The sequence below is a fragment of the Traorella sp. mt218 genome, assembly GCF_055420025.1.
The window spans coordinates 1-25,649 of record NZ_JBVAYM010000014.1 but is presented as its reverse complement, the minus strand read 5'-3'; the positions used below and the strand labels follow the sequence as shown (position 1 = coordinate 25,649).

The window sequence follows — 25,649 nt, the reverse complement described above, 5'->3', positions numbered from 1 at the left end:
TTAGTTATGGCTAAAAGAACAGTCAAAGATTTAGACGTTGCCGGAAAACGCGTCATTGTCCGTGTTGACTTCAACGTTCCTAGAAAAGACGGTGTTATTACCAATGATAACCGTATCATGGCCGCTTTACCTACAATTAATTATTTAATTGAAAACAAAGCAAAAGTTATTTTAATGTCCCACTTAGGCAAGGTCGATCACAAGGATCCTGAAAAGTGCGAAGCTGACAAGAAGAAAAACGATATGGCAGTTGTAGCTAAAAGACTGGCAGAAGTTGTTGATACAAAGGTAACATTCGTACCTGTTACACGTGGTGAAGAGCTTGAAAAGGCTGTTGCTGATCTGAAAGACGGCGAAATCGTTTTAGTTCAGAATACACGTTATGAAAAAGGTGAAAGCAAGAATGATCCTGAATTAGGTAAATACTGGGCAAGCCTTGGTGATTTATTCGTAGAAGATGCCTTTGGTTCAGTACACCGTGCACATGCTTCTACTGTTGGTATCCCTACTCACTTGCCAAGTGCTTTAGGTTTCCTTGTAGAAAAAGAAGTGAAGATGTTAGGTGCTGCTGTTGATACACCGGTTCATCCGTTTGTTGCAATCATTGGTGGTGCAAAAGTATCTGACAAGATTGCTGTTGTTGACAATCTGCTGAAGATTGCTGATAAGGTCATCATCGGTGGTGGTATGGCTTATACATTCCTGAAAGCAAAGGGATATGAAGTAGGACAGTCATTGCTGGAAGAAGACCGTGTTGAAATGGCTAAGGAATATCTTGAAAAAGCTGGCGATAAATTGGTATTGCCAATTGATAATGTCGTAGCTGACAGATTTGCGGAAGATGCAAATACGAAGGTTGTAGATTCCGATAAGATCCCGGCTGATTGGCAGGGTCTTGACATTGGACCTAAGACTGTTGAGCTTTACAGAGAAACTTTGAAGGGTGCTAAGACGGTTGTATGGAACGGTCCGATGGGCGTATTTGAAATGAAGCCATTTGCTAATGGTACATTAGAAGTATGCAAGGCTATTTCTGAATTGCCGGATGCTACTACAGTTATCGGTGGCGGAGATTCTGCTGCTGCAGCTATTCAGCTCGGATTTGGTGACAAATTCTCTCACATTTCTACAGGTGGAGGAGCATCACTTGAATACATGGAAGGAAAGGTATTACCGGGTATTGCGGTAATTGAAGATAAGTAATATGAGAAAGCCTATTATTGTTGGAAACTGGAAAATGAACAAAACGATCGCTGAAGCGGTTGAATTTATCAATGCTGTTGATCCTGCATGCCATGATGGTGCTACTTATGGTGTAGCTACTTCATTCTTGGCATTGAATGAAGCAAACAAAGCAGCAAAAAATCTGATCGTGGCTGCAGAAAACTGCCACTTTGCTGATAGCGGTGCTTATACGGGTGAAGTCAGTGTACCGATGCTGGAAGAAATCGGCATCAAATACTGCATCATCGGACATTCAGAACGTCGTCAGATGTTTGGTGATACAGATGAAACGGTTAATAAGAAAGCAAAGCGTTTGATTGAAGCAGGTATCACACCAATCGTTTGTATCGGTGAAACAGAAGCTCAGTTTGATGCAGGTGAAACTGAAAAAGTCATTCGTGATCAGTTAACCGGAAGCCTGGCTGACTTATGTCCAAAATGTGTAGCTAATATCGTCATTGCTTATGAACCTATCTGGGCTATCGGAACAGGTAAATCAGCTACAAAAGAAATTGCACAGAATTGCTGTCACATCGTTCGTGATCAGATCAGAGTGATGTATGGTGATGAAGCGGCTGATAAGGTACGTATTCAGTATGGCGGAAGCGTTAAGCCTGAAAACATTGCGGAATATATGGCTATGGAAGACATCGATGGTGCTTTAGTTGGTGGAGCTTCATTGAAGGTTGATTCTTTCAAGGAATTGATTGAAAAGACAAAATAAGTTAAATTGAAGACGGTCTGAGTACAGGCTGTCTTTTTTTATGACTGTAAAAAAGGTAAAAATAATTATATGATTTTACTGGATATTTATGATATCATATAAGAGTGAAAAGGCTTTCATAAACATGATGACAGGAGGATTGATTATGAAAAAAATGACAGCTTATTTACTGGGACTTGCACTTATGATATCTATGACAGCTTGTTCATCTGCTGATTCTGATGATAGCGGTGAAAGCAATGATAATACTCCGGTGGAAACAGAAGAAATTTCATTTGAAGAAATTACAGTGGTTGATAATGAGCAGTGTACGATCAAAATTACCGGGATCGAACCTGACAATATGTGGGGCTATACGTTAAATGCTTATTTAGAAAATAAATCAGAGGATAAAACATATATGTTCTCAGTTCAAAATGCCTCGGTCAATGGTTTGCAGACAGATCCTTTATTTGCGACAACAGTTGCTGCCGGTAAGAAATCAAATGAAGAAATTAATTTTTCTGAAGATCTGAGCAGTTATGGATTAACTGACTTTACAGATATTCAGCTTACTTTCAGGGTTTATGATAATGATGATTGGATGGCTGATGATGTAGCGCTACAAACGGTTCATGTTTACCCTTATGGCGAGGATAAAGCAACTGCCTTTGTTAGGGAAAGTCAGTCAACAGATCATGTGATCGTAGATAATGAGAATGTAACGATCATTGTCACAGGATATGATGAAGATGGTATTTGGGGTTATACGATGCATCTTTACCTAGTAAATAAAACAGATAGCGAGGTTATGTTTAGTGTCGATGATGTATCGGTCAACGGCTTTATGGCGGATCCTTTTTGGGCAGCCAGCGTAGCTGCAGGAAAAGCTGCTTTCTCTGATGTATCTTGGTCAGATTCCACATTTGAGGAAAATGATATTACAACAGTAGAAGAAATCGGAATGACGTGGAGCGTATATAATAATGAAGATTGGACACAAGATGATATTTATAATGAAACGGTTGTTTTAAATCCATAATATAGACGGTGATTTTACAGGAACACTGAAGGTGTTCCTTTTAATATATGGAAGTCTTGCATGACAGCATCATGCTTATTTTTATCATATTCCAAGTGAAAATAAAACCTATCAATCTGACACTTAATGTATATATGATCAGTTTGACAACTGCATATTTGATGCAAAAGAATATTTCATGGTTTTCTCGACATTGTTTTTCAATGTGACAGTATATGATAACTTCAAAGGAAATATGTATGAAAAAAAGGATTGGGACCGTCATGTGTCTGAGTGGCATCTTATTATTGATACAGCCGGATTTTAAAAGTGATGAGGTGGCGATGATGCTGAATTATATCGTGGTGCATTATTGGCCGATCGGACTGATCGTAGCCGGAGCTTTTATGATGAATCAAAAACAAAAACCACGAAGAAATAAGAATTAAACCTTTATTTTAAATGGTGCTTGTGATATACTTTGTGTGTAAAAATTAACAAGGGAGGATTTTAAATTATGCCTATTATTATTGATGTTTACGCTCGCGAAGTCATTGACTCTCGTGGTAACCCTACTGTGGAAGTAGAAGTTACAACTGATTCAGGCGCATTTGGACGCGCTATGGTACCATCTGGTGCTTCTACTGGTGAAAGAGAAGCTCTGGAGCTTCGTGACGGTGATAAATCTCGTTTCTTGGGTAAAGGTGTTTTAAAAGCTGTTGCCAATGTAAATGACATTATTGCTGATGAAATTATCGGTATGGATGTTACAGATCAGGTAGCTATCGATACGAAGATGATCGAATTGGATGGTACGAAGGATAAGTCTAAATTCGGTGCCAATGCTATTTTAGGTGTTTCTTTGGCATGTGCTCATGCAGCTGCTGATTACTATGGAATGCCTTTATATAGATATTTAGGTGGTTTCAATGGTAAGACTTTACCGGTTCCTATGATGAATGTATTAAATGGTGGAAGCCATGCTGACTCTACAGTTGATTTCCAGGAATACATGATCATGCCTGTTGGTGCTAAGTCTATCAACGAAGCATTAAGAATGGGTGCTGAAACATTCCATAACTTACGTAAGGTATTGAAGGGCAAAGGATACAACACAAATGTTGGTGATGAAGGTGGATTTGCTCCTAGCTGCCGTGAAGGTAACGAAGAACCATTGGAATTGATCGTTGAAGCTATCAAGGCTGCCGGATATGTTCCGGGTGAAGATATCTGCATCGCAATGGACGTTGCTGCCAGTGAATTCTACAACCCTGAAACTAAGAACTATGATCTTGCAAAATCAGGTCAGGGAACAAAGACTACTGATGAAATGATCGATATGTTTGCTGAATGGGTAGAAAAATATCCAATCGTTTCTATCGAAGACGGTCTTGGTGAAAGAGATTGGGATGGATGGAAGAAGTTAACTGAAAGACTGGGTGACAAGATCCAGTTGGTTGGTGATGACTTATTCGTTACAAATCCTGCTATCTTAAAAGAAGGTATTGAAAAGCACATCGCTAATGCGATCCTGATCAAGGTTAACCAGATCGGTACATTGACAGAAACTTTCGATGCTATGGAAATGGCTAAGGAAGCTGGTTATACAGCTGTTGTATCTCACCGTTCAGGTGAAACAGAAGATACGACGATTGCTCATATCGCTGTTGGCTTCAATGCAGGACAGATCAAGACAGGTTCTATGTCAAGAACTGACCGTATTGCTAAATACAACGAATTGATCAGAATTGCTGATGATCTGGGAGCTAGTGCTAAGTACTTAGGTAAATCTGCATTCTACAACATCAATAAATAGTTTATATTATGATGAAAAGTGGCATGGCTTCGGCTGTGTCGCTTTTATTATGCCGAAGATTCAGCCTAAGTAATGACTATATTGGATAAAAAGACCGTTACTCTTCAAAAAATAAAGATAAAACAGTATGCACATAAAAAATATGATATAATTTTTATATTGGTAAATGAAGTGAGGTATTTATGGAAAGGCCATTTAGTTATACGATCTATCAGCAAGGAAAGAAGCTGTATCAGAATATGAAGGTCAGCAATCTTTCGGTAAATGGTAAAACGGTTGAAGGAAGGGTCATGGATCACAAGCTTCATAAGGTAAAGCTTGTTTTTAATGAAGCTAAGCAGTTAAGTGCAAAATATTGTGATTGTACTTACGCAAAAGTCTATCATGAGTGTCCACATAGTGCTGCCTTATTCATTCGGTATATGAATGAAGGGACTCAGGAACCAAGAAAGGAAACGCTGCGTACTCTCTATAATGTCTATATTTCCAGTAAATCCAAACCTAATCTAAAGGATTATCAGGAGTTTGAGTCAAGGCTTTTAAATCGTCTGGTCGTTCTGTCAAAAGAGGGTTCGTGGGAAACAATCAAAGAATACTGTGAAGAAATTCCACGTATTACTTATCCGATAAATCGTATTCATTTTCTTGTTCATCACATGATTCGCTCTTTGAATACTTTGATCAAAGATGAAAAGTTTTATGATCTGATTTTTCAATGGGGAATAGATTCTTTATCATGGAACAAAAATATTTATTTTCATCCTTATTTTTTGAATCTGATACAGAAAAAAGAAGCCTCAGAAGTCCAACAGATCTGTGATAACCTGCTTATGCAGATGCCGCTTGTTTTAAATGAGGCCTTATGTTCCCGCATTTTAATGATTTTAAGTGAAAAATCACAATTAGGCTATAAGGAATTCAGACAAAAATATGATCAATTTAAAAATTCTGAAGCAATGGTTTATTTAGAGGCTGTTGATCTTGTAAATGGTAAAGACTATTCCTCTGCCATGAAGCTGATTCAATCGTATCAGAAGACCCATAAAAATATGGCACTTGCAAAGGAAATGAAAGCTCTTTATGAAAAAGCATGGATACAATGTGATCCGTCTGGTTATGTTTCACAGCTTGTTCAGCGATTAAGCTATTGGAATCCTGACTTTAGTGAGATCATACGTGCCAAAGAGCTTCTTAAGGATAAATGGAAATATATCTCACAGGATATCTATGATAAGGTCAGAAAGAAAACAGATGGTTATTCCTTTGAACAGTTCATCAATGAACAGCAGGAATGGGAATATGTGGTTCATCTTCTTTACAGGGAACCGACACTGGATAATATTGAAGTATATGGCAAGATGATCCAAGAAAGAGATGAGGAGTTTTATGCACAGGTTCTCCTTGAAGCACTGATAAATACGGCTGATAAGTCGAGAAGCACCAAAGCTTATGAAATGATTATTGATTATCTTGAAGAATACCGGTATCGTTATCAGGATAATAAAAGGGTCGAATATATGATTTATTATTTAAAGAAATTGAATCCAACGAAAAATAAGCTCATTGAGTTGCTGGATGATGTCATGGGGGAAATGTATGGAACTTCAGATTGAGAATTACATAAAAAATAAAACCAGTCTATCTATTGCACATCGTTATGAACAATATGATAATGTTGTCTTATTAGATATCTGTGATTTAGGTAATCATTATGAAATTCATGGAGCAGTAGATGTGCTCGGAAGGATCTATGACGTTTTCTTTGTTTTGGATAAAAGTGGAAAGCTTTTGGAATACAACTGTAATTGTTCCTATTGTGATTCTGACCCATGTGCACATATCGGAGCGGTCATGCTGAAGATCAACCAATTGGATATTGATCATTTTCCATATCACTATGAAAAGGATCTGGAACATGAAATTCTTGAAGAAAGAAAGAAAAGTGCTGAAAGGCGAGAATCGGCGCATCTTATGGAAATGACTTCTATGGGAAGAAAGATCATGGAAATGCGCAAGATGGATTATCAGCGGCAACTGGATCGTATCATCACAAATGAACGTTATGAGATCGAAGCTTCTTTAAATGAAGGATATGGTCATCATTTGAGCTTGACATTTAAGATAGGAAACGAAAAAAAATATGTGATAAAAAATATATCACTTTTTTTGGAAATGATGAATCATCAAACATTTCATACTTATGGCAAGCAATTATCAATGACTCATCAAATAGAATCCTTTGATGAATTAGGACAGAAACAGATCCATTTCATGGAAGAAATGGAAAGGCGTCTAAGAAAAAAAGAGTATTATTATACATCCCAATTGGGACGTTCCATTAATTTGGATAATGATAATATTGATGATTTCTTTTATGTTTATGAAGATGCGGGAGGCAGTAATTTCAGCTGTCAAAGGGAAGAGAAAAAGATTGAGCTTCGCTGGCAGGAAAAAAGTAAATATGATGAGCTTTCTTTAGTAACGGATTTATCATCATATATATGCGGAAATCGTAATTTGTATATGTTGGATCATTCTAAAAACAGCTATGAATTTCATTGTATCGTTCTGGATGATCAAGGAAGAGCCATTGATCTGATCAAGCAGCTGCTTTTACATCCTATCTGGATATTAAAGGAAGAACGCAATGAATTTTATAAGTATGTTTTAGATAATCTGACAGATTATTTTGATATTATGAATCTGTTTGAACTGCCGAACAGTCAGCTTGAGAAGATCAAGATCTTCGGAGATATCAACGATGAAGGCGATGTCGTAGTAAATGTGGAATATCTGTATGAAGACCAGCATCACAGCATGGGACTTACAAATGAAAATTTGCTGACCTATGAACAGGATCTTGTAGAAAGCTATATTCGTAAATATGCATCAGGCATCCAAGAAGGAGTTGCGGTTTTTGATAGTAATGAGGAAAATACCTTGAGCTTTGTAGAAGAAGGTTTTACTTTCTTACAGAACTATGGTGATGTTTATATCAGTGAATCCCTGAAGAAGTTTAATGAACATAAAATGTATCGGATCAATGTAGGTGTACGTTATGAAAGCGATCTTTTATCTATTGATATTCAAAGTGAGGATTTGCCTAAGGATGAAATTTCTTCGATCTTGTCACAATACCGGCGAAAGAAGAAGTTTTATCGTTTAAAAAACGGCGAACTGATACATTTAAATTCACCGGCTATTGAAGAGCTAAGCGGGATCATGGATGATTTTCATTTAGATGTAAAGGATATAGCCAATGGTGAATTTGCCTTGAATCCTTATCGTCTTTTTGCGGTTGAACAGGAAGCCAATGCTTCTAAAAATATCGTTTTTGAACGAAGCCGGTCTTTTAAAAATGCTTTGGAGCATTTTACTGTTCAGGCAATAGATGAGATGAAGATTCCTAGTCAATACGAGGATATCCTTCGTGAATATCAAAAAGAGGGTGTCAAATGGATGCAGTTATTAAATAGCTATCACTTTAACGGTATCTTGGCAGATGATATGGGTCTTGGAAAGACGCTTCAGGTCATTGCGCTGATCGAAGGATTACAAACAGAACTTCCGTGTATCGTTGTAGCGCCTTCTTCGCTCGTATATAATTGGATGGATGAGGTAGAAAAATTTTCTAAGCAGCTGCGGGCAATATGTATTGTCGGGAATCAGGAAAACCGCCGTCATTTATTAGAAGAGAAAGCAGATCTCTATATTACCAGCTATGACTATATGCGTCGGGATGGCGAATTGTATGAAGACAAGCAATTTGAATATGTGATATTGGATGAAGCTCAGTATATCAAAAATCAGAAAACACAAAATGCGATTTCTGTAAAGAAGTTAAAGGCAAATCATAAGCTGGCTCTGACAGGGACACCGATTGAAAATTCATTGGCAGAGCTGTGGTCAATCTTTGATTTTCTTATGCCGGGCTATCTGTTTAACTATCATTATTTTTTGAATCATTATGAAAATGATATCGTAAGAAATGATGATGAGGAAAAGAAGAAAAAGCTGAAACAGCTTGTTACTCCTTTTATTTTACGTAGAAATAAAAAAGAAGTGTTACAGGAGCTTCCGGATAAAATTGAAAAAGTACAATTGATTGATTTTAGTGAAGAAGAAAATAAGCTTTATCTGGCTCATCTGGCAAGTGTCAATAAGGAATTGAATGCAATGATGGGAAATGAAAAGGTAGATAAGATTGCGGTATTGGCCATGTTGACAAAATTGCGTCAGATTTGTTGTGAACCCCGTCTTTTGTTTGACAATATCTATGATTCATCAAGCAAGATGAAGGCTTGCATGGATTTAGTCGTTAATCTGAAAGAAAATTCACAGAAGGTATTGATCTTTTCTTCTTTTACGAGCGTGTTGGATTTAATTGAAAGGGAATTAAACTTATTAAATATCTCCAGTTATAAGCTGACAGGGCAGACGAGCAAAGAAGAAAGAAGAGAGTTGATTCAGAAATTCCAAAGCGATGATACAGAAGTCTTCTTGATCTCATTGAAAGCAGGAGGTACGGGATTAAATCTAACTGCTGCACAGGCGGTGATCCATTTTGATCCATGGTGGAACATTTCTGCCCAGAATCAGGCGACAGATCGTGCGTATCGCATCGGACAGGAAAAAAATGTCCAGGTATTTAAGCTGGTCATGAAAAACAGTATTGAAGAAAAGATCTTAAAGCTTCAGGAAAAGAAGAAAGATCTGGCAGACAGCTTTGTAGAGAATAATGAAGGCAGCTTATCAAAGATGGATAAGGATGATATCATGGAATTGTTTAAGATATAAAGAAAGAATGACTAAGAAAAGCAGGTAAAACTGCTTTTTTTATAAAATTTGTCATTTTTTTATGAGATAATTGTTATATAAATGAAAGGATACAGGAAATGAGGAAAGATATACTTGAAATGATTTATCATAAATATTATTACTCATTATTTTTGTATGCTTATTCATTGACCCACCATATTCACGATGCAGAAGATTTAGTATCTGAAACTTTCATTAAAGCATTTTTAAGCTATGAAGAAAATTCAGGAAATATTAAAAATTGGTTGTTAGTCGTATTAAAAAATCTTTTTATCAATGAATATAAAAAGAAAAAAAGATATGTTGATTATCCCATAGAATCTATAGGAAATACTTATGAAATTTTAAAAAATATCATTCATGATGATCGTAAACGATGGATGTATAGTAAGATTTATGAATTGAAAGAGCCTTCTCAAAGTATCATTTTACTTCAAATTCAATTTGAACTTAACGATAAAGAAATCGCAGAATATTTACATTTATCTGTTGATGCAGTACGGACAATTCGTTATCGCACAAAAAAACATTTAAAAGAGTTGGCAGAAAAGGAGGGATGGTTATGAATGATAGAAAGTTTGATGATTTGCTTGAACTTCATGAAGAAAATATTGGGAAAAAAATAACGATTTCAATTAATAAAAGGATTTATAAAAAGGTCATATCTTTAATTTTAATAACTGTCATAGTAATAACAGGTGGATATTATGGAGTAAACTATTTTACGAAATCTGTACAGTATGATCCTTATAGAGAAACAATAGTAGAACCTTTTTCTCTTTATTCTTATTTATATGATGATTTAGAAGGATCGAGTTATGGCTATTTTCAAAATTTCTTGCTTCAAACGTATGCTTATGTTTTTTATCCTGGATATTATTACGATGGCAGCGCAGAGGTCAGTGATTTAGGGTTTGGAAAATATGAGCTTTCAGGGAATTTGTACAGAATTTTTGAAGGAATTGAAATAGGGAATAATAAGTCTTATTTGCTTTCTAATTCAAAAAATGAATTATTTTCAAAATTTAAATATGTATCATTCATAAATTCGGAAGATCAGTTGTCATCTTATGAAAAAAATAAAACTGATATTATAGAAGAAATTCTGCTTTTGCCGGATACAAGTATCTTTGAATGCTATGTTTTATATAAAACGCCGATTTCTTTAAATGAATGGCAGATAAAAGCTGATGTTATATATGCATTAAGTTATTTTGATGAACATGTTGCTGCTGGTTTTTCTTTATTAACACCTTTATTTGATGAGCGTCTAAATGAATTTTATCCATTTTATTCGATTACTGATTATTCTTCAGATGTGTTATATGCTCATTATGAAACATTTTTAAATATTCTTTTGAATCACAAAGATTTCTTAAAGACGGTTAATGAGGAAGAGATTATAGCGTTGCTTGAAAACGAAAAAGAAAAGGTGGATGATAAGAAGGTTGAAATACAAGGATATGTTGCGTTTGCATCAAAAGATGAAATCATGGAAATGATGAATGATGATAATACGCTTTATGTAAATATTCATGATGTGAAATATTCTTCTTTTGAAAAATAATAAAAAAATCCTATGCAGAATATAAAGCATAGGACTTTTTAATACAGATTACTCTGCTAATTCTTCTAATCCGGCCACTTCTTCGACAGGAAGTGCAATGACAATTCCCCGTGCCGGTGTCTTCATACCGCATTCATGAGATATGGCGGACATGATTGCTGATTTTTTATTCTGTGGAACAATGATCAATACCATTTCCTGTTCTTCAAGCATGGTAATTCTTAAAAAACGAACGACTTCGTCCGAACCAAAACGACGTCCTTTTAAAAGTGTACCGCCTTTGGCACCGGCGCTTTTCGCAGCATGAACGACATCCTCGCTATATCCATGATTGACAGCTGTCAGAATTACGGAATATTCTATTTTATCTTTCATGATGATTTCTCCTTCCTTTATATCTGAAATGATAGGAATGTCTTGTGTATCAAGCAAATGACGGATGCCATCCTGCATACCCGTGACTGGAATGGTGACGGCAACACCTTTTCCCTTCTTTTGAAAAGCCATGATCTGACTGATCTTGAAAAGAATTTTGTAGGAAAAGAGTTCTGGCATCAGACATACGGTAATGATACGTTTCGTTCCGCTTAGTCCCCACATATCGAGGATCTCAGAGGTTGCTGTTCCTTTTCCATAGCATTGATAAAAGATAGGAATGTGCAGCTCATGTAATGCTTTTTCTAATTTATGCTCATCATCAGCATGGGTGATCATTAAAAGCATTCGCTGATGGAGTTCTTTTTCTTTATATATCATTCACTTATCTCCTCATCTTCTAATAATACGATATCATCTGATACTTCTTCCACAGGCAATGCCTCCAATTTTTTAGCTTTTCTGCCATAGATAAAGCCCATGATCTGAATGGCGATCAAAGGAGTCATCGCTACCATGGCCACAACACCGAAAGCATCTTTTACGACATCTCCTCCTGCGGACAGACAGGCACCCATGGCCATTGGCAAAAGGAAGGTCGTCGTCATGGCACCGCTGGCAACGCCTCCTGAATCAAAAGCGATGCCCACAAATACATTTTCTACAAAATGACTTAATGTCAGAGCAATGATATAACCGGGAATAAGGATATAATAAATATTGATTCCTGTTAACACCCTTACCATCGCAAGCCCGACGGCAAAGGCAACACCGATCGATAAGCAAAGATTCATGGCATTCGCTGAAATGCTTCCGGCGGTAATTTCTTCGACCTGATTATTCAACACTTGAACCGCAGGCTCAGCTTTTACGATATAATAGCCGATGACCATACCGATCGGAATCAATATCCAAGAATAATCAGTAGCTGCCAGCGAGCTTCCAAGCAGATTGCCCACAGGTGCAAAACCGACATTGACTCCTGTCAGAAATAATATCAGTCCGATGATCGTATAGATAAAACCGATGCTCATACGTATGACCTGACGTTTGCTGTATTGTTTTGCAATTAATTGAAAAATGATGAAAACAGCTATGATAGGCAAGATGCTGATCAAGACTTCATGGCTGTATTGTGGCAATGCTTGCAGAAATTGAACCATGACGTCCTGTGAGGTAATGATCGGAACGATTTCCACGGCATTGTAAACAGCTTCGCTTGGATGATAGATCATGCCTAATAATAATACCATTAAGATCGGTCCGATACTACAGAAGGCTATCAGACCAAAGCTGTCGCTGACACCCTCTGCATCGCTTCTGGAAGCGGATAGTCCGACACCGATGGCCATGATGAAGGGTACTGTCATCGGCCCGGTAGTAACCCCTCCGGAGTCAAAAGCCACGGCCGTAAATGCATCCGGTGAAAAAAAGGATAATAGAAAGAGGGCAATATAAAGAAGTGTAAGAATTCTTTTTAAAGAGATTCTGAATAAGATTCTCAATACGGCAATGACCAAAAAGATACCCACACCTAAAGCGACCGTCCATATAAGAACCATATTGGGAATAGATGCCACCTGTGCTGCAAGCACCTGCAGGTCAGGCTCTGAAACAGTAATGATCGCACCAACCAAAAAACTGACGATGATGACCAAATAGATGTTTTTCCGCTTGATCATCCAGCCGCCGATGCCCTGTCCCAATATCGTCATGGTCGTTTCAGCACCCAGCTGGAAAAATCCCATTCCGATCGTTAAAAGCAGTGCGCCCATTAAAAACAGTGCCAGTGTACCGATTTCCATAGGAACCAGAATCATGCTGATCAAAAGAACGATACATGTGATTGGCAATACACTGAAAAGAGATTCCAAAATTTTTTCTTTTAATTTCTCGTTGATAGAAATAATAGTATTCCTCCTTTCGTGCCAGTATAAATCAGTGAGCACAATTGCTAACATTGTTAGGTAATTGTGTAAAATGAAAGGCAAAGCATGCCTATAAAGAATTACTTTGCGAAACCGTGTATGATCTTCTTCTGAATCCTGATATAGTTTTGCGCATCCTCAGGACCCAGGTATTCCAGAAGCTGAATCACATTTTGAAGGAGCTCAGCTTTCTTTTCTTCGATCAATGCATTTCCTTTTTCAGTAAGACTGACAATGACCTGACGATTGTCTGTGGCGTCATCATGGCGAATCACTAATCCTTTTTCTTCCATGTGATTCAATAAGGCTGCGATCCTTGCAGAGCTGACTGCCATTTCACGATTCAATTCCTTTGGATGTGCTTGGGAGTCATGGGTAAGCAAATAATTTAAGACAAAGTATTCGCCTTTGATGAAATTTGAAAGCTTTTGACTGACAGGCACATGAAGAAAATCAATTCTGGTCTTTAAAAGGTCAAGAGCCATTTCCTTATAATTCATATAGATCTCCTTGATTTTACTAACGTTGTTAGCTAAATTATAACGTGAAAGAGCCTCATATGTCAAGGCATATGAAATTTATCCTTGAAATACAGAAAATATCGATTAAACAGGATATTAGAAAGAAGATACGGACCTATTCATATAATTTGCAGGTACTTTTATGGAACTGTGTATGGATGCTTTCTTATTTCATTGATGAATCGTGACGTTTTATGATCACTTATTCATATTTTGCGGACTGATATCATGATTGTTTTTTCATTTATTGGGGTTGCCGGGATTCACAATTTTCATAGATACACAATTTTCAATAGATAAAAATAATAGATAAAAATAATAGATAAAAATAGTTGACAAACTGTAAGCGTTTTAGTATTATTAGAAATGTTTCAAGGGTTGTTACTGGTAATGCAGGCTATACCGAGAACTGATTTCATACAGAGGTTAGTTTTCGTATAGCCTTTTTGTATGGTCAATAAGAAAGGAGATCAGGAATGCAGGTAAAAAAGGTCATTAATAACAATTTGGTGTATAGTTGTGATGAACAAGGCAAGGATTGTATCGTTATGGGACGCGGACTGGGATATCAGCAGCATCCGGGCGATGAGATCGATGCTCAGAAAATCGAAAAGGTTTATAAGATCAGTGATCCTATTCGCTCTGATCATTTTACACAGCTGGTAAAAGATATTCCTTTAAGTCATTTGCAGGTAGCCAATATGGTCATCGATTATGCATTCAGCATATTGGATAAAAAATTAAGTGATAATATTTACATTTCTCTGATCGATCACATTGACTTTGCTTTAGAGCGAATTGAAAAGGGTATTCCATTAAAAAATAAGCTTCTCTATGAAATCAAACGTTTTTATCCTACTGAATTTTTAATAGGAACAGAAGCTCTGAATATCGTTGAGCGACAGCTGGGAATCAAATTTCCTGAAGATGAGGCCGGATATATTGCCATTCATCTTGTAGAAGCAGAAGTAGATACAGATAATGTCAATTATGTACAACAGTCTGTAGAAATGATACAAGCGATCTTAAATATCATCAAGTATCACTATTCTTTAGAGTTAAGTCCGGACAGTTTGGCATATGAACGGCTGCTTGTACATCTTCGGTATTTTGCGGACAGGGTCATCAACCAGCAGCGCTTAAGCAGTTCCGATGAAAAATTCATTGCGAAAATGATCATCAATTTTGCGGATGAATATGAATGTACAAAAAAGATCAGGACTTATATACAAAAGACCTTTGACTATGAAGTAAGTGACGAGGAAATGATCTATTTGGCAGTACATATCCATCGCGTGCTGAGTGATCGCAAGGCAAGGGTAAATAAAGAAGAATCAAATGATTAAAGGAGGAACCATGGATTATCAGAAATTAAGCAAAGATATTTTGCGATTGGTTGGCGGCAGTGACAATGTGGTCGCTGTTACTAACTGCTTGACAAGATTACGTTTTAATCTTAAAGATGAATCAAAGGCAGATGATGCTGCAATTGAAGCCTTGGAAGGTGTCAGTGGTATTGTGAAAAAAGGAGGACAATATCAGATCATCATCGGAACAGATGTGCCAAATGTATTCAATGCCTTATCAAAATTAATGGGAGATAAGGAGCAACCTGTAAAATCAACAGAAAAAATGAAGTGGAGCGATCGTTTGATCGATACGCTGACAGGTATCTTTACACCTATTCTTATGCCTTTGACGGCTGCCGGTATGTTGAAGGCAGTGCTGGCGATCCTAATCGCATTTGGATGGGTAAGCAGTGAATCGATGACATATCAGGTCATCAATTTCATGGCTGATTCAACTTTCTATTTCCTGCCGATCTTTTTAGCTAACAGTGCGGCCATAAAATTCGGGTGTTCACCAATGCTGGCCATGATGCTGGGTGGTATCCTGCTGCATCCTAATTTTGTTTCTTTGGTGAATGTCGCAAAGGATGGCGGTGAGGCAATCAGTATTTTTGGACTGCCGATTTATGCTGCTAATTATTCTTCTTCAGTTATTCCGATCATTTTAGGGGTTTGGTTCATGAGCAAGGTAGAACCGATCGCAGATCGGATTTCACCTAAGGCAGTTAAATTTTTCACACGTCCTTTATTAACGATCTTGGTGAGCGGTATCGTAACGCTCTGTGTCTTAGGACCTGTTGGCTATATCATTGCCAGCTGGATCGGTGATCTGGTTAAAACGATCAACTCATATGCAAACTGGCTCGTTCCGACCATTATCGGTGCAGTATTGCCTTATTTAGTTATGACAGGAACTCATCATGCCTTGACCAGCATCGGTATCAATAATCGTATGACCTTTGGATTTGATACTTTCATCTATCCGGGTCAATTAGCATCAAATATTGCCCAGGGTGCAGCTGCTTTGGCATTGTCACTGCGAAGCAAGGATAAAGTGGTAAAGGAAATGTCATGGGCAAATGGTCTGACAGCTGTTTTTGGAATAACCGAACCGGTGCTTTTCTCAATTACCATGAAATATAAGACAAATATGATTGCTTCTTCGATCGGTGGTGCTGTCGGTGGCTTCTTCATGGGAATTCTTAATGTCAAAAATTTCTCTGGCGGATTACCGGGATTGCTGACACTGCCAAGCTATATCGGATTAGAGGCTCCGATGAGCAACTTCTATTTAGCCTGTGCAGGAGCCCTTATCGCATTTGTTGTTTCGTTTATCGTATCTTATGTGCTGAATCGTCCGAAAAAAGAGGAAGAAGAACCGGTTTCACAAAAAACAGAGCAAGAGGAAATCACAGAAAAAGCAATTGATGCTTCAGAGATCCTTTATGCGCCATTAAATGGAAAGGCAGTTAACCTGCAGGAAGTGAACGACCCGACCTTTGCGAATGAAATCATGGGTAAAGGAGCAGCAATCATTCCATCAGAAGGAAAGCTTTATGCTCCGTGTGACGGTAAGATCATGACAGTGTTCCGAACAGGTCATGCTCTTACGATGGTTTCATCACATCAGGCTCAGATCATCATTCATATTGGATTAGATACGGTCAAGCTGGAAGGAAAGTATTTTCATATTCATGCAAAAGAAGGAGATCAGGTTAAAAAGGGAGATCTGCTGGGTGAATTTGATCTGGATATGATATGCAAGGAAGGATATGATCCAATTACGCCGATCATTATCGCCAATCCTGATGATTATAAAGAAATCAGTGCTAAAACAGGAGAAATTCAGGCACAGGATGCCTGGATGACCTTGGAAGCTTAATATACTGGGAGGTACATATGTCAGAATTTCCAAAAGATTTTTTATGGGGCGGTGCAGTTGCTGCCAATCAGTGTGAAGGAGCCTATAATGAGGATGGCAAAGGATTAGATATTCAGGATGTGCTTCCACACGGACTGATGAGTGAACCAACAGATGAGCCTACCCCGGATAATCTTAAATTAAAGGGTATTGATTTTTATCATCGCTATAAGGAAGATATCAGACTTTTCGCAGAAATGGGCTTTAAGGTCTTTCGCTTGTCGATTGCATGGAGTCGTATCTTTCCGAATGGCGATGAAGAAAAACCAAATGAAAAAGGATTACAGTTTTATGATGATGTATTTGATGAATGCCTGAAGTACGGTATCCAGCCGTTAGTGACTATATCCCACTATGAAACACCGCTTCATTTAGCTAAGGCATATCATGGCTGGAGCAATCGTAAATTGATTGATTTCTATCTTCATTACTGTAAGGTAATCTTTGACCGTTATAAGAATAAAGTAAAGTTATGGATCACATTTAATGAAATTAATTCGATCTTACATGCCCCATTTATGAGCGGTGCGATCGATTTGCCTAAGGAGCAGCTGACAAATCAGGAATTGTATCAGGCAATCCATCATGAATTGGTTGCCTCTGCTCGTGCCGTAAAGCTTTGTCATGAGATGATACCGGATGCGAAGATCGGATGCATGATTTTGGGGGTAACGGTCTATCCGCTTTCTCCAAGACCGAATGATATCATTGCGAAGATGCTTTATGACCGTGGTTCTTATCTTTTCTCAGATGTGCAGGCTCGAGGCTATTATCCATCTTATACGAAACGCTTATTTGAGGAAAAGGGTGTTCAATTACAAATCGAACCGCAGGATATCGAGGATCTGAAGCATACAGTAGATTTTATATCATTAAGCTATTATTCCAGCAATTGTATCTCTGCCGATCCTACGGCAGGAGAGCCTACAAAATCAAACATGACACGTGATCTCAAGCGTAATCCTTATAATGAGGCCAGCGAATGGGGATGGCAGATCGATCCGCAAGGGCTGCGCTATACGCTTAACAAGCTTTATGATCGCTATCAGAAACCATTGTTCATCGTAGAAAACGGATTAGGTGCCAAAGATGTCCTTGTTGAAGATGGCAAGGGAAGCTATACTGTTGAAGATGATTATCGTATCGAATATATGAAACAGCATTTGCTTCAGGCAGAGGAAGCCATTAAAGACGGTGTTGAGCTTATGGGATATACAAGCTGGGGCTGTATCGATCTGATTTCCTGTTCGACGGCTGAAATCAGCAAGCGCTATGGCTTTGTTTATGTTGATCTGAATAGCGATGGCAGCGGTACGCTGAATCGTTATCGCAAAAAATCATTTAACTGGTATCGTGATGTGATATCAACAAATGGAGAGAGTTTACATGACACAAAAAAGACATGTAAATAATTTTGTCAGCAGACACGATAAAGAATGAAAATATTATGTGAGCCATCACGTTATAATGACGATGATGGCTTTTTTTCATAAATGATGGGCATACTTAAAATCAGTTATTTAAGAATGAGATGGAACGTGATATCGGGTAAAAATGTATTCCAAAATATTTATAGTTGTAACTTGCATTTGTTTGTGTTAGAATAATAAAGCCAAAGAAAGGAGGATTTATAAATGCTGCGAATTGTTTTAATGGTTGTATCGGTCGCATTGATAATTCTCTCTTTAATGCAAAGCGGGAAGAATGATGGATTATCAGGAGCTTTTACAGGATCTGAAGGTTTGAACCTGTTTGCCAATGTAAAGGAAAGAGGTCCTGAAAAGATGATTTCCAATCTGACGATGCTCGTTGGAATATTGTTCTTCGTTCTTGTGATTATTATGAGATTCCAATAAGACCGCACAGGTCTTTTTATTTTATTAGAAGGAGGTGAAGCAATGGACTATAAAAAATTACTGATAGATACCATGATGTCTTCAAAGTATAAAGGAAAGACGCTGGATGAACTGAAGGAAATGTTTGATTTAAGCAATGCCCAAGAGTTTACAGCTTTTATGAAAGACTATAATGAAGGGATTGAAGATCTGACCTTCATTGAGATAAAAGATAAGATCTATCTGGCAGAGAAAGTCGGTTATTTTAAAGGTATCCTGAAGGTGCATCCAAAAGGATTCGGTTTTGTGGAAAATGATGAAATTCACTGCTATGTTGCCGATGTAGGAAAGCTGATGAATGGGGATGAGGTATTAGCCCAATTTATTCACAAAGAAAATGAACAGCCGGAATGTAAGATCGTCAAGGTACTGCAGCACAGTTTGAAGCATTTGGTCGGAACGATCAAAAAAGCAGAAAATCGTTCGCCAAAGTTTCTTCCTGACAGTCCACTTGTTTCACAGCGTATCCATATTTTGAATTTTCATGATTTCAAGCTTGTCAATGACACGAAGGTACTTGTTAAGATTACAAAGTATGAGCCATTGGAAGCTGAGATCGAAAAGATCATCGGTTATAAGTATGATCCGGGTGTTGACATCACTTCGCTTCTTTTGGAACATGATGTTGATATTGAATTTAGTGATGAGGTCATGAAGGAAGTAGATAAGATTGCCGATCATATTACGGAAAAAGATAAAAAAGGTCGTGAAGATCTGACAGATCAGCTGATCATTACGATCGATGGCGATGATTCACGTGATTTTGATGATGCCATCAGCATCGATAAGCTTGAGAATGGCTATCGCTTAGGTGTTCATATCGCAGATGTTTCCCATTATGTACAGGAAAAAAGTGCCTTGGATAAGGCCGCTTATGAAAGAGGTACTTCCATTTATGTCTGTGACCGTGTCGTACCGATGCTGCCTCAATTCTTAAGCAACGGGATCTGTTCGTTGAATCCGGATGTTGAAAGATGTACGATTTCCTGTGTCATGGATATCGATTTGAAGGGTGAAGTAATGAATTATCGCATTTTCCCTTCCTTTATCAGATCCAAAGAAAGAATGACCTATACCAATGTCAATAAGATCATTCATCGGGATGAAAAAATGTGTCATAAATATGCCCATCTTTTAGAAATGGTCGATGATATGATGAAGCTGAGTCAGATCATTCGTAAACGCAGAGAAAGCCTGGGATGTATTGATTTTGATACTAAAGAAGGTAAGATCCTATTAGATAAAAAAGGAAGAGCCGTCGATGTTTTGCTTCGTGAACGTGGTGAAAGTGAGCGGATCATTGAAGATTTCATGATCCAGGCTAATGAAGTCGTTGCGACTCATATGAAATGGCTGGAAATTCCGGCAATGTATCGTATCCATGAACAGCCGGATCCAAAGAAGATGAAAGAATTTGTACATATTGCTCAGCTTGCCCATCTTAAATTTAAAGGGAATATCTTAAATGTGAAGCCGATGCAGTGTCAGAAGCTTTTAAAGGAAGCCAAACAAAAAGAAGAATATTCGATTATTTCGACATCGCTGTTACGTTGCATGGCGAAGGCCAAATATGATGCAAAGTGTCTGGGACATTTTGGTTTAGCTTTAAAAGAATATACACATTTCACATCACCGATTCGTCGTTATCCCGACTTAGTGGTTCATCGGATGTTGAGAAAATATTGCTTTGGTAAGATGCCAACGGAAAAGGTCATGAAAAAAGATGAGCAATGGGTTGAAAAGGCTGCCTTGCAGTCAAGCATTCAGGAAAGAAAAGCGATTGAATGTGAAAGAGATGTCGATGATATGAAAAAAGCTGAATATATGGAAAATCATATTGGTGACAAATATGAAGGGATGATCAGCGGTGTTACCAAGTTTGGCTTTTTTGTGGAATTAGAGAATACGGTAGAAGGGCTGGTACATATATCTGTTCTGAATGATGATCATTATATCTATGATGATGCATCCCGCAGCTTGCTTGGAATGAGGACAAAGAAAAGATATGCGATGGGACAGAAGGTCAAGGTAAAATGTACGGCTGCCAGCCGGTTTAAAAAACAGGTGGATTTTGAGCTGATCAGGGGGTAAGAATGAAAAAGCTGTTTGTTTTGTTAAGTATGTTTCTTCTTATAGGCTGTGCTGCGCAAGAACCTCAGGAACCATCAACAGAAACACCGACAGAACCTGTTGTTGAAGAAAAAGAGGACAGCGTTGTTTCTTTCATGGCAGTTGGTGACAATCTGATCCATGCTGCCATCTATATGAATGCCTATGCGAAATATGGAGCTTATGAATTTGATGATATTTATTCAGAAATCAAATATTTTGTCGAATCGAAGGATGTTGCCTATATCAATCAGGAAACGATCTTAGGCGGAACTGAATTAGGATTATCTCATTATCCGATGTTTAATTCCCCTCATGAAATTGGAGAAGCAGTGGCTAATGCCGGCTTTGACTGGATTGCCAGCTGTTCCAATCATTCGATGGATAAGTTTGAAGCAGGGATCATATCGGATCTGAATTTCTGGGATCAGTATCCGGATATCGTAACGACAGGTTTGAATCGCAGCTTTGAGGAACAGCAAACGAATAAATATATTGAAAGAAATGGTGTAAAATTTGGCGTTTTAGGTTATACTTATGGTACCAATGGTATTGAGATACCGGAGGGCAAGGAATATCTGGTCAATCTTTATTCCAAGGAAAGGATCAAAGAAGATGTGGAACGTCTAAAGGGAACCTGTGACTCGATCCTTGTCAGCATGCATTGGGGTGACGAATATTCGACGACACCGAATGCCGAGCAGCAGGAATTAGCCCAGTATATGGCAGACTTAGGCGTTGATGTCATCATAGGCGAGCATCCGCATGTCATTCAGCCGATGGATTGGGTAGAAGGCAAGGATGGCAATCGGACCTTGGTAATCTATAGCTTAGGTAATTTCCTTTCTTCACAGGATGAACCCTTCAATATGCTGGGAGGCTGTGCTTCCTTTGATATCCGAAAGGATGGCAATACAGGAGAGATCACAGTGGAGAATGTAAAATGGTATCCTGTCGTGAATCATATTTCAAATGGTGATTATACGGCCGGTACAAGAGATTATCGGGTATATCTGTTGAAGGATTATACGGATGATTTGGCATCACAGCATCGCTTAGGTGTTACTCGTCAGTATTTTATCGACAAAACAGAAGAAGTCATGAATGACAAATTTGAAATCGTGTATTAAGAAGGTGGTGAGTCATGGCAAAGAAAACAATAGCTGAAAATCGAAAAGCATATCATGAATATTTTATCGAAGATCGTTATGAAGCCGGTATCGTTTTAAAAGGAACGGAGATCAAATCGGTTCGTAAAGGACATGTGCAGCTGAAAGACAGCTATGTCAGCTTTGTGAATGGCGAGGCCTTTATCAAGGAAATGCATATTTCACCTTATGAATACGGAAATATCTTTAATCATGATGAAACCAGGGAAAGAAAGCTTCTGCTTCATCGTGATGAAATCAGAAAGCTTACGGATAAGGTAAAGCTTAAAGGATATACCGTAGTACCTCTTAGCATGTATCTTCATAACGGTCATGCGAAAATGGAGATTGCCTTGGCGAAAGGTAAAGATCTTCATGATAAGCGTAATAGTGAAAAGGAAAAGACGGCAAAGCGTGAAATTGAAAAAGCAATGAAAAACTACAGGTGATCATTCACCTGAAACATGGGGCTGTCATGGTTTCGACAGGGATATGTTTGGTATAGACGGCAATCGTGTGGCTAACGTTAAAGCTATTAAAAATAAACGGAAACAAATTTGCTAACTTCTTCGGTGGAAACCGTGAAGTTGCTTTCGCTGCTTAATTAACCTAAATACTGGTTCGCAGCCGTCCTCTTATTTTTCTCCTTTAGGAATAAGCAGGGTGTCAGAAATAAAGGATAGGTAATGTTTTTGTCTGATGGAGCATTATCGAAATTTAAATCAGACACATCAGTAAGGAGTTTGTTCATCATTACCTGCTGATTATCGAGCATGAACTAAATTGTAGATGTCTATACGTGGGACTGTTTCTGGACGCGAGTTCGACTCTCGCCAGCTCCACCAAATTTAACAAATCGTGCCTGAAGCAGGCACTTTTTTTCAGCTTAAAATCATTTCAAAACCTGTGATTTAAGCAAAAAAATTGACTTTTATGATCAAATCATTTATTTTAAATAATGTAATATCAGGGTCGACAGGTATCTATCGACAAAAAATATCATTATATTTAAGATTGCAGATGAAAAAGAATCAGATGCTTATAAAGCAGGATATTGCTATTGATATCTATGTTATCTTAAAAAAATGATAAAAATATAAAAAATGATGCAATAAAAATGAATGCTAATGTAATAATATTATGAAAGGATAAAGGAAGTATGATTTTGTTGAATCAGTCAGTCAGCACGGATATTGATGATATTGTCTTAGATCAGTATCTTAAAGAAATTGCAAATGGAAATAAAAATGCCTTAGCAGATTTATATTCTATGACAAGTGCTGCTGTATATGGATTTATTCTTTCTATTTTGAAAAACTCTCATGATGCGGAAGATATCCTGCATGACTGTTATGTCAGCATTTATTCGGCAACTCAAAATTATCGTTCCGGTGGGCGCCCCTTGGCATGGATCATGGCAATTGCCAGAAATCTATGTTTATTAAAGATACGGGAACGTAAGAAGAATGCGGATTATCCTTATGAAAATTGGGAGCAGGATATTGCCGATAAAAACGATGTTTCGGCTGAAGATATGATCGTTCTGAAGGATTGCATGAAGAATCTTTCGGATGAAGAACATCAAATTGTTTATCTGCATGCGGTGAGCGGATTTAAACATCGTGAGATTTCACAGATCATGAAGCTGCCGTTATCAACGGTTCTTTCAAAATACCACCGTGCATTAAAGAAGTTGAAAGCATGCTTAGAGTAGGAGAGAAAAAAATGAATAATCGTGAAGTAGAAAAGAAAATAAAAAAGGCGTATTCTCATATTACTGCTCCGGATATTATCGACTCTATACTCTCTGATTGCGAAACTCAGAAAGGGAATGTGGTCATGATGGAAAAGAAGAACAGAACACCTTTGTTTAAAGGATTGGCACTTGCGGCCATGGCTTTGATCATAGCTGCGGGAATATTTGGTTTTAATTATTATGAAATGAATTATAAGGCTGTATCTACCATTGCCTTTGATGTAAACCCAAGCATTGAGCTCAAGGTCAACAGTCAGGATCGTATATTGGAAGTGATACCGCTCAATGATGATGCGATCACTGTGATCGGTGACATGGATCTTAAGGGCAGTGATTTGGATGTAGCTGTAAATGCTTTGATCGGTTCCATGATCCGTAACGGTTATCTGAGCGATCTGGCTAATTCGATACTGATCAGTGTTGAAAACAATGATCCGGAAAAAGCAGCCCAGCTTCAGCAGCTCTTGAGCGATGAGATCAGTCAGTTTATCACGACAAATAACTTTAGTGGCGCGGTATTGAGCCAGAGCATCACTGAGGATCAGGAGCTGAGAAATCTTGCGAATGAATATGGCATTACGATGGGAAAGGCCCAGCTGATCCAGCAAATCCTTTCGATGAATCCGCTATATACGTTTGAAAATCTGTCGAAGCTTTCGATCAATGAACTCAATTTATTGATCAATGATCATAATGTGAGCAATATTACATCAACAGGTTCAGCCAGTGATAAGAATTATATTGGCAATGAACAGGCGAAACAGATCGCATTGCAGCATGCGAATGTTTCAGAAGCCAATACCAGTTATTGTAATGTGAAACTGGATTATGAAATGGGTACGATGGTCTATGAGGTTGAATTTTATGCGAATGGTACGGAATATGATTACGATATCAATGCCCTGAGTGGTGAGGTAATGCATGTGAAATCGGAACAGAAAACAACCCCTACGCAGTCGACAGGTGGAAATAATATCCCTTCAAATTCATCCTATATTGGTGAAGCAAAAGCAAAACAGATTGCATTGGAAAATGCTAATGTAACAGAAAGTGTACTTTCCTATTACTGGATCGAAATGGACCGGGATGACGGAAATATTGTTTATGAGATTGAATTTTATGCGGGAAATATTGAATATGATTATGAGATCAATGCTTTAAGTGGTGAAATCATCAAAGCAGAAAAAGATGAGGAATATAATGGAAACTATTCCGGATCGACATCATCAGGAAGCAGCTCTCAAACATCAAACAACAGTTCATCAGGAAGTTCATCTCAGACAACATCTGTGACAGCCGATCAGGCGAAGCAGATTGCTTTACAGCATGCAGGTCTTTCAGAAAGTCAGATAAGAGACTTTGATATTGAAAGAGATCATGAGAATGGTACAGTCATTTATGAGATTGACTTTAAGTCAGGTAATTATGAATATGAATATGAGGTCAATGGAACGACAGGTGCTATCATTCAGTCTAAAAAAGAATATGATGATTAAAT

The 25,649-nt window shown here is 37.9% G+C and carries 21 protein-coding genes and 1 other RNA gene; 19 read left to right on the top strand and 3 right to left on the bottom strand.

All coding sequences use genetic code 11. From position 1 onward, the window contains the following. Window positions 1–6 precede the first annotated feature (6 nt). The 9 genes from ACZYT3_RS08240 (at window position 7) to ACZYT3_RS08200 (ending at window position 11,149) form a co-directional block, all read left to right on the top strand. Window positions 7–1,203, top strand: a complete 1,197-nt coding sequence (locus ACZYT3_RS08240; protein WP_294560498.1) for a phosphoglycerate kinase — start codon at window positions 7–9, stop codon at window positions 1,201–1,203. 1 nt (window position 1,204) lies between these two features. Then, entirely contained in the window at window positions 1,205–1,948 is a 744-nt protein-coding gene (gene tpiA, locus ACZYT3_RS08235; protein ID WP_294560500.1) for a triose-phosphate isomerase, read from the top strand. Window positions 1,949–2,093: 145 nt separating this feature from the next. Then, entirely contained in the window at window positions 2,094–2,969 is an 876-nt protein-coding gene (locus tag ACZYT3_RS08230) for a hypothetical protein (protein ID WP_464088294.1), read from the top strand. 239 nt (window positions 2,970–3,208) lie between these two features. Further along, window positions 3,209–3,397 (top strand): hypothetical protein, encoded by a 189-nt coding sequence (locus tag ACZYT3_RS08225; protein WP_294560504.1) that lies wholly within the window; start codon window positions 3,209–3,211, stop codon window positions 3,395–3,397. 68 nt (window positions 3,398–3,465) lie between these two features. Then, window positions 3,466–4,764 carry a phosphopyruvate hydratase gene (gene eno / locus ACZYT3_RS08220; RefSeq protein ID WP_294560505.1) on the top strand — a complete coding sequence of 433 codons (1,299 nt, stop codon included), beginning with the start codon at window positions 3,466–3,468 and terminating at the stop codon, window positions 4,762–4,764. A gap of 182 nt (window positions 4,765–4,946) precedes the next feature. Next, window positions 4,947–6,377, top strand: a complete 1,431-nt coding sequence (locus ACZYT3_RS08215) for an SWIM zinc finger family protein (RefSeq protein WP_464088293.1) — start codon at window positions 4,947–4,949, stop codon at window positions 6,375–6,377. Next, on the top strand, window positions 6,361–9,561 hold the full coding sequence (locus ACZYT3_RS08210) for a DEAD/DEAH box helicase (protein WP_464088292.1): 3,201 nt from the start codon (window positions 6,361–6,363) through the stop codon (window positions 9,559–9,561). Before ACZYT3_RS08215 ends, ACZYT3_RS08210 begins: the two co-directional genes overlap by 17 nt. Window positions 9,562–9,659: 98 nt before the next feature. After that, window positions 9,660–10,148: an RNA polymerase sigma factor gene (locus tag ACZYT3_RS08205; RefSeq protein ID WP_464088291.1), complete on the top strand. Its 489-nt coding sequence runs from the start codon at window positions 9,660–9,662 to the stop codon at window positions 10,146–10,148. After that, window positions 10,145–11,149 carry a hypothetical protein gene (locus ACZYT3_RS08200; RefSeq protein WP_464088290.1) on the top strand — a complete coding sequence of 335 codons (1,005 nt, stop codon included), beginning with the start codon at window positions 10,145–10,147 and terminating at the stop codon, window positions 11,147–11,149. The genes ACZYT3_RS08205 and ACZYT3_RS08200 overlap by 4 nt, the downstream gene beginning before the upstream one ends. A gap of 48 nt (window positions 11,150–11,197) precedes the next feature. Here the strand turns inward: ACZYT3_RS08200 and ACZYT3_RS08195 are convergent, their stop codons facing one another. From ACZYT3_RS08195 to ACZYT3_RS08185, 3 genes are all read right to left on the bottom strand, one after another. Then, window positions 11,198–11,905 (bottom strand): hypothetical protein, encoded by a 708-nt coding sequence (locus ACZYT3_RS08195; RefSeq protein WP_464088289.1) that lies wholly within the window; start codon window positions 11,903–11,905, stop codon window positions 11,198–11,200. Continuing rightward, the gene (locus ACZYT3_RS08190; protein ID WP_464088288.1) at window positions 11,902–13,398 is read right to left on the bottom strand and encodes a DUF1538 domain-containing protein; all 1,497 of its coding nucleotides are present in this window, start codon (window positions 13,396–13,398) and stop codon (window positions 11,902–11,904) included. The genes ACZYT3_RS08195 and ACZYT3_RS08190 overlap by 4 nt, the downstream gene beginning before the upstream one ends. A 134-nt stretch (window positions 13,399–13,532) precedes the next feature. After that, window positions 13,533–13,952 carry a MarR family winged helix-turn-helix transcriptional regulator gene (locus ACZYT3_RS08185; RefSeq protein WP_294561850.1) on the bottom strand — a complete coding sequence of 140 codons (420 nt, stop codon included), beginning with the start codon at window positions 13,950–13,952 and terminating at the stop codon, window positions 13,533–13,535. A gap of 497 nt (window positions 13,953–14,449) precedes the next feature. Here ACZYT3_RS08185 and licT point away from each other — a divergent pair, with 497 nt between their 5' ends. The 10 genes from licT to ACZYT3_RS08135 all read left to right on the top strand — a co-directional run bounded on the left by licT (window position 14,450) and on the right by ACZYT3_RS08135 (window position 25,647). After that, a complete protein-coding gene (licT, locus tag ACZYT3_RS08180) occupies window positions 14,450–15,319 on the top strand; it encodes a BglG family transcription antiterminator LicT (protein ID WP_294561851.1) in 870 nt (289 codons plus the stop codon). Window positions 15,320–15,329: 10 nt separating this feature from the next. Then, window positions 15,330–17,204: a beta-glucoside-specific PTS transporter subunit IIABC gene (locus ACZYT3_RS08175; RefSeq protein ID WP_464088287.1), complete on the top strand. Its 1,875-nt coding sequence runs from the start codon at window positions 15,330–15,332 to the stop codon at window positions 17,202–17,204. A gap of 17 nt (window positions 17,205–17,221) precedes the next feature. Then, window positions 17,222–18,655: a glycoside hydrolase family 1 protein gene (locus ACZYT3_RS08170; protein ID WP_464088286.1), complete on the top strand. Its 1,434-nt coding sequence runs from the start codon at window positions 17,222–17,224 to the stop codon at window positions 18,653–18,655. A 222-nt stretch (window positions 18,656–18,877) separates the two neighbouring features. Further along, on the top strand, window positions 18,878–19,099 hold the full coding sequence (secG, locus tag ACZYT3_RS08165) for a preprotein translocase subunit SecG (protein WP_294561854.1): 222 nt from the start codon (window positions 18,878–18,880) through the stop codon (window positions 19,097–19,099). A 42-nt stretch (window positions 19,100–19,141) separates the two neighbouring features. Continuing rightward, complete coding sequence (rnr, locus tag ACZYT3_RS08160; protein ID WP_464088285.1) at window positions 19,142–21,229, top strand: ribonuclease R; 2,088 nt, start codon at window positions 19,142–19,144, stop codon at window positions 21,227–21,229. A 2-nt stretch (window positions 21,230–21,231) separates the two neighbouring features. Further along, window positions 21,232–22,377, top strand: a complete 1,146-nt coding sequence (locus ACZYT3_RS08155) for a CapA family protein (RefSeq protein ID WP_464088284.1) — start codon at window positions 21,232–21,234, stop codon at window positions 22,375–22,377. 14 nt (window positions 22,378–22,391) lie between these two features. After that, on the top strand, window positions 22,392–22,844 hold the full coding sequence (gene smpB / locus ACZYT3_RS08150) for an SsrA-binding protein SmpB (protein WP_464088283.1): 453 nt from the start codon (window positions 22,392–22,394) through the stop codon (window positions 22,842–22,844). A 17-nt stretch (window positions 22,845–22,861) separates the two neighbouring features. Beyond that, window positions 22,862–23,240, top strand: a transfer-messenger RNA (tmRNA) gene (gene ssrA, locus ACZYT3_RS08145). Window positions 23,241–23,554: 314 nt separating this feature from the next. Beyond that, entirely contained in the window at window positions 23,555–24,109 is a 555-nt protein-coding gene (locus ACZYT3_RS08140) for an RNA polymerase sigma factor (RefSeq protein WP_464088282.1), read from the top strand. Window positions 24,110–24,120: 11 nt separating this feature from the next. Then, window positions 24,121–25,647: a PepSY domain-containing protein gene (locus tag ACZYT3_RS08135; RefSeq protein WP_464088281.1), complete on the top strand. Its 1,527-nt coding sequence runs from the start codon at window positions 24,121–24,123 to the stop codon at window positions 25,645–25,647. Window positions 25,648–25,649 lie beyond the last annotated feature (2 nt).

What these genes read in the sequence shown, in the direction of transcription:
- ACZYT3_RS08140 (WP_464088282.1), top strand. Translation starts at nt 23,555, where the DNA reads ATGATTTTGTTGAATCAGTCAGTCAGCACGGATATTGATGATATTGTC.
- rnr (WP_464088285.1), top strand. Translation starts at nt 19,142, where the DNA reads ATGGACTATAAAAAATTACTGATAGATACCATGATGTCTTCAAAGTAT.
- ACZYT3_RS08135 (WP_464088281.1), top strand. Translation starts at nt 24,121, where the DNA reads ATGAATAATCGTGAAGTAGAAAAGAAAATAAAAAAGGCGTATTCTCAT.
- eno (WP_294560505.1), top strand. Translation starts at nt 3,466, where the DNA reads ATGCCTATTATTATTGATGTTTACGCTCGCGAAGTCATTGACTCTCGT.
- tpiA (WP_294560500.1), top strand. Translation starts at nt 1,205, where the DNA reads ATGAGAAAGCCTATTATTGTTGGAAACTGGAAAATGAACAAAACGATC.
- licT (WP_294561851.1), top strand. Translation starts at nt 14,450, where the DNA reads ATGCAGGTAAAAAAGGTCATTAATAACAATTTGGTGTATAGTTGTGAT.
- ACZYT3_RS08155 (WP_464088284.1), top strand. Translation starts at nt 21,232, where the DNA reads ATGAAAAAGCTGTTTGTTTTGTTAAGTATGTTTCTTCTTATAGGCTGT.
- ACZYT3_RS08210 (WP_464088292.1), top strand. Translation starts at nt 6,361, where the DNA reads ATGGAACTTCAGATTGAGAATTACATAAAAAATAAAACCAGTCTATCT.
- secG (WP_294561854.1), top strand. Translation starts at nt 18,878, where the DNA reads ATGCTGCGAATTGTTTTAATGGTTGTATCGGTCGCATTGATAATTCTC.
- ACZYT3_RS08170 (WP_464088286.1), top strand. Translation starts at nt 17,222, where the DNA reads ATGTCAGAATTTCCAAAAGATTTTTTATGGGGCGGTGCAGTTGCTGCC.
- ACZYT3_RS08240 (WP_294560498.1), top strand. Translation starts at nt 7, where the DNA reads ATGGCTAAAAGAACAGTCAAAGATTTAGACGTTGCCGGAAAACGCGTC.
- smpB (WP_464088283.1), top strand. Translation starts at nt 22,392, where the DNA reads ATGGCAAAGAAAACAATAGCTGAAAATCGAAAAGCATATCATGAATAT.
- ACZYT3_RS08215 (WP_464088293.1), top strand. Translation starts at nt 4,947, where the DNA reads ATGGAAAGGCCATTTAGTTATACGATCTATCAGCAAGGAAAGAAGCTG.
- ACZYT3_RS08230 (WP_464088294.1), top strand. Translation starts at nt 2,094, where the DNA reads ATGAAAAAAATGACAGCTTATTTACTGGGACTTGCACTTATGATATCT.
- ACZYT3_RS08185 (WP_294561850.1), bottom strand. Translation starts at nt 13,952, where the DNA reads ATGAATTATAAGGAAATGGCTCTTGACCTTTTAAAGACCAGAATTGAT.
- ACZYT3_RS08225 (WP_294560504.1), top strand. Translation starts at nt 3,209, where the DNA reads ATGAAAAAAAGGATTGGGACCGTCATGTGTCTGAGTGGCATCTTATTA.
- ACZYT3_RS08200 (WP_464088290.1), top strand. Translation starts at nt 10,145, where the DNA reads ATGAATGATAGAAAGTTTGATGATTTGCTTGAACTTCATGAAGAAAAT.
- ACZYT3_RS08175 (WP_464088287.1), top strand. Translation starts at nt 15,330, where the DNA reads ATGGATTATCAGAAATTAAGCAAAGATATTTTGCGATTGGTTGGCGGC.
- ACZYT3_RS08205 (WP_464088291.1), top strand. Translation starts at nt 9,660, where the DNA reads ATGAGGAAAGATATACTTGAAATGATTTATCATAAATATTATTACTCA.
- ACZYT3_RS08195 (WP_464088289.1), bottom strand. Translation starts at nt 11,905, where the DNA reads ATGATATATAAAGAAAAAGAACTCCATCAGCGAATGCTTTTAATGATC.